A 3,660-nucleotide genomic window follows, 5' to 3' on the forward strand; every position below is an offset into this window, starting at 1 on the left:
CGGCTACCGCCGACTCAGCCCACGCTACGAACGCAACCCCCGCAACTACCTCGCCTTCCTCGGCCTCGCCGCCACCATCTGCTGCTACAAACGACACCTCCGCCTCACCACGTAGGACACGGTCTTAGCAGCCGAACAGGCCGGAGGTGTAGAACTGCTGGCCGAGCGAAGTAGGACAGCAACCTGATGTGCGAGACGGGGAGCGGGTGTCCTGAACAGGCACTCTGCACCCCTGCGTCCTAGATCGTTTGTCGGTGGTCGCCTCCAGCATGGTCCTCACTTGAACAGGCTGATTCGGGGGAGGACCAGATGCCGTTCGTGCGGTCGTATGTGCGTTCCGACGGGACGCCGGTACGCGGACATCCTCGGTGGGCGCCCGGCGCCCGACGGGAACTCACGATCTTCACGATGGTTGCCGTGGCCGTCGTGGGGTTCGGCAACAGCAACCAGGGAGCCGGGAACACGACCAGCCCGTCTTCCAGGCCAGGGGACGGGCAGGCGGTGACCTACCCGATCCGCTTCGACCACGGCGGCCAGGCCGCACCGCGCAGGAGCGTGCCGCAGCCCACGGTGTCGTACCCCATCAAGTTCCCCGCCCCGGAGAGGAAGCCTGCTCCGCCTACACCGACCGTCTCCTACCCGATCAACTCCTCCACGTTGGGCGCCGGGCGGTGAGCCGGCGCCCAACGCAGCGCCGCAGGCCCACCCGGCGCCCTAGCCGCAGCCGCCGACAGCAGCGGGACAGCACGCAGCTGCTGGTCGTGGCGGTCGCGGCGGCCGCAGCCGTCAGCCTGATGGTCACGGCCGTCAACTGGCTGATCGCCCACTGGTGGGTCCTGATCGTCGCTGCCCTTGTCGTGTTGCTGGGCGGCTGGGCCTGGTGGCAGCAACGAACCCAACGCATCCAGTGGCAACAGGCCCAGGCGCGCGCACTGCGCTACGAACTGATGCAGTTGGACGGTCTCGCCCACCGCCAGTTCGAGCACGCGATCCGGGACCTGATGTACCGCGACGGCTGCACGGACGCCGTCCAGGTCGGTGGCCAGGGTGACCTCGGCGCGGACGTGAAGGCCACCGACCCCTTCGGCCGGCGCTGGGTCATCCAGTGCAAGCACCGCAAAAACGGCAACCAGGGCGCGGCCGTCGGCACGCCCGAACTGCAAGTCCTCAACGGCACAGGCCGCCCCGTCCACAAAGCCGACGTCGTCGTCATGGTCACCAACGGCCGCATCACCCAACCCGGCCGCGCCTTCGCCCGCCAGCAGCGCTTGCATCTCGTGGACCGCCAGGTTCTGGCGCAGTGGGCAGCCGGCTCGCGCCCTCTGTGGGAGCTGCTGAGTGCGGTGCCGCCACCACGACGGCCAACGGCCCAGTCGTGACGCGGCACTTGAGGCGCTCGACCTGTCCTGAGCTTGGTCGCCTTCTGCTCTTGCCGCATGCGGGTGGCCTGCCGGTTGTCAGTGGCGAGCTCTACTGTCCCTTCGCTGGGACTTTTGCGGCAGAAGGGTAGTTGTGAGTGGCCAATATCGTCTGGCACACGAAGTTGCGGATCTATCTGGACCTGACCCGCGATGACCTAGGACATCCGGAGTTTTCCGATCTGTGGGAAACCGTCTACCGCACGGACCGGTTCTATGCCGCGCGTGATGTGCCGGTTGCCGAGCGGGATCTGCAGTGTGGCGGTGTGTGTCAGGAGGCCGGGGTGGAGGCTTGGATGCACCTTCGGCTGCGTGCGGGGCGCCGGGAAGCCGTCCATGAGAAGGCCGAGGACGAGGACCGCCACACCCTGCCGATGAGCGACGAGCACAAGGCGTACCAGGATCGCATTCTGCGCGTGGCGCAAGAGGACGGCTTCCAGGCCGACAGCGAGGTCCGCACCCGTGTGGGCCGCAGCTGGATTCAGACCGACACTCTCGTCGAAGGCGCCGGCGGACGTCGCATCGGCTGGGAGGTGCAGCTGTCGTCCGCCGGCATGCACGGGCCACGCAGCGTCCGCGCCCGCACGGCGAAAGCCGAGAAGAACGGGATCACTCCTGCCTGGCACACCGACCGGTCCGACTATGCCCGCCGCAACGACACGCACTGGACGCGCAGCGACAACCTCCCCGCCTACGTCATCGCCAAGAACGGCGACCTGCGCGTCGTCTCCGGCTTCCGCGTCCTGGACTTTTGGCACTGCGACCTCCGCGCCGTCTACCCCTGCCCCGACGGCGTGCGCCGGTGCGGCCGCTTCCACGCGACCTCCAAACCACGCGACGTCCTGTTCGACGACCTGGTGCGCCGGACTGCGGCCGGCACCATCGTGCCGGTGCAGTTCCGCGTCGGCGCTACCACCCACCGCTTCTGGGTCACCAACGCCGACCATGACCGCCTGGAAGACTTCCGCAGCGACGACACTCAGCTACCGCCCGTCCACGAGCCGACGGCGCTTGCCCGCGCCAGCCATAACCGGCCCACCTGCAAGCTGTCCCTCCAGAGCTCAGACGCCCTGGCCCTCAGCCTGAACCGCCCCGAAGCCCAGAACTCGGCCCGACCGACATCCGTCGAAGAGCAGACGGCCCTGGTGCAGCCTGCGGCCGCCAGCCATTCCCCACTGCACCCGAGCGGTCTGCCTACTGAGCTCGTGAAGCTGCAGCAGGCGGCCGACAAAGCGCACGCGCAACTGGAACAGCTCACCGACCACGAAGAACGCGACCGGCAGCGTCAGGCGTGGCGCGATGCTGCTGTAACTGTCCAAGCTGCCGTCACCCAGTACGCGAGATCGAAGGGCCTCAACCGATACGAAGTGGAGAAGCGGCTCCGCCACATCATCCGGCATTCCTCAGTGTGACGGAGCACGAGGCCGGCCTCACTCCTGGCCAGCGAGATGCGTCGTTGGGATGGCCCTCGCCCGCCCTCTGGGATATGCAGGGCTCAGATCACGCGCTGCGCGCGCATGTCCGCGCCAGACGTTGCACGCCGTCCGCCCGAGCGGCGTACAGGCTGCAGATTTTTCGCGATTTCCGGCTGATTTGTAGCGGGGATCTGTTGCAGGTGCCGAGCTCGACAAGGCGATCGAGGCCCGATTCCGCGAGCATCGGGACTTCGAAGTGATCATCAGCATGCCCGGCCTGGGCGTGATCTTCGGTGCCGAGTTCCTGGCCGCGACCAGCGGCGACATGAGTCTCTTCGGCACTCCTGACCGCCTCGCCGGCTTCGGCGGCGTTGCTCCCGTTCCCCGCGACTCCGGGAAGATCAGCGGCAACCTTCGCCGCCCACGCCGCTACAACCGCCGGCTCCAACGAGTGTTCTACATCTCCGCGTTGCTCAGCATCCGCCACTGCACTGAGTCCCGCCGGTTCCACGAACGCAAACGCTCTGGGGGCAAGCGCCACATCCAGGCCGTCCTGGCCCTGGCCCGCCGCCGCGTCAACGTCCTCTGGGCGCTTTCTACGCGACGGACGGACCTACGAGGCCGTGCCTCCCACCGCTCTCACGGCTTGACAGACAGCATTAGGTCGTGTCCGCAAAGTGCTTTGCTCGTTGTTCTGTTCGTGGTGCGTCGTCATGAGCTGACTGATGAGTCGTGGGCGGTGATCGAGCCGTTGCTGGCTCCGCCGCGGATGGGTCGTCCGGTGCGGGATCGCCGTCAGGTGGTCAACGGGATCCTGTGGAAGCTGT

Annotated in this window: 4 protein-coding genes and 1 pseudogene; all 5 read left to right on the forward strand. The window is 67.4% G+C overall.

Translation table 11 applies throughout. The annotated features are described in order from the left end of the window. Nucleotides 1-115 (forward strand): annotated as a pseudogene (locus ACH4C6_RS36165) (IS5/IS1182 family transposase); the annotation flags it as partial. 293 nt (nt 116-408) lie between these two features. Next, nucleotides 409-675, forward strand: a complete 267-nt coding sequence (locus tag ACH4C6_RS36170; RefSeq protein ID WP_366900726.1) for a hypothetical protein — start codon at nt 409-411, stop codon at nt 673-675. 86 nt (nt 676-761) lie between these two features. Further along, the gene (locus ACH4C6_RS36175) at nt 762-1,379 is read left to right on the forward strand and encodes a restriction endonuclease (protein WP_398112813.1); all 618 of its coding nucleotides are present in this window, start codon (nt 762-764) and stop codon (nt 1,377-1,379) included. Nucleotides 1,380-1,516: 137 nt separating this feature from the next. After that, nucleotides 1,517-2,830 (forward strand): hypothetical protein, encoded by a 1,314-nt coding sequence (locus tag ACH4C6_RS36180; RefSeq protein ID WP_398112814.1) that lies wholly within the window; start codon nt 1,517-1,519, stop codon nt 2,828-2,830. A gap of 259 nt (nt 2,831-3,089) precedes the next feature. Further along, a partial coding sequence (locus ACH4C6_RS36185) for a transposase (RefSeq protein WP_398112815.1) occupies nt 3,090-3,660 on the forward strand: 571 nt, incomplete at its 3' end.

Origin of the sequence: Streptomyces sp. NPDC017943, from assembly GCF_044328425.1 — a bacterium.
Lineage (GTDB): Bacteria > Actinomycetota > Actinomycetes > Streptomycetales > Streptomycetaceae > Streptomyces > Streptomyces djakartensis_A.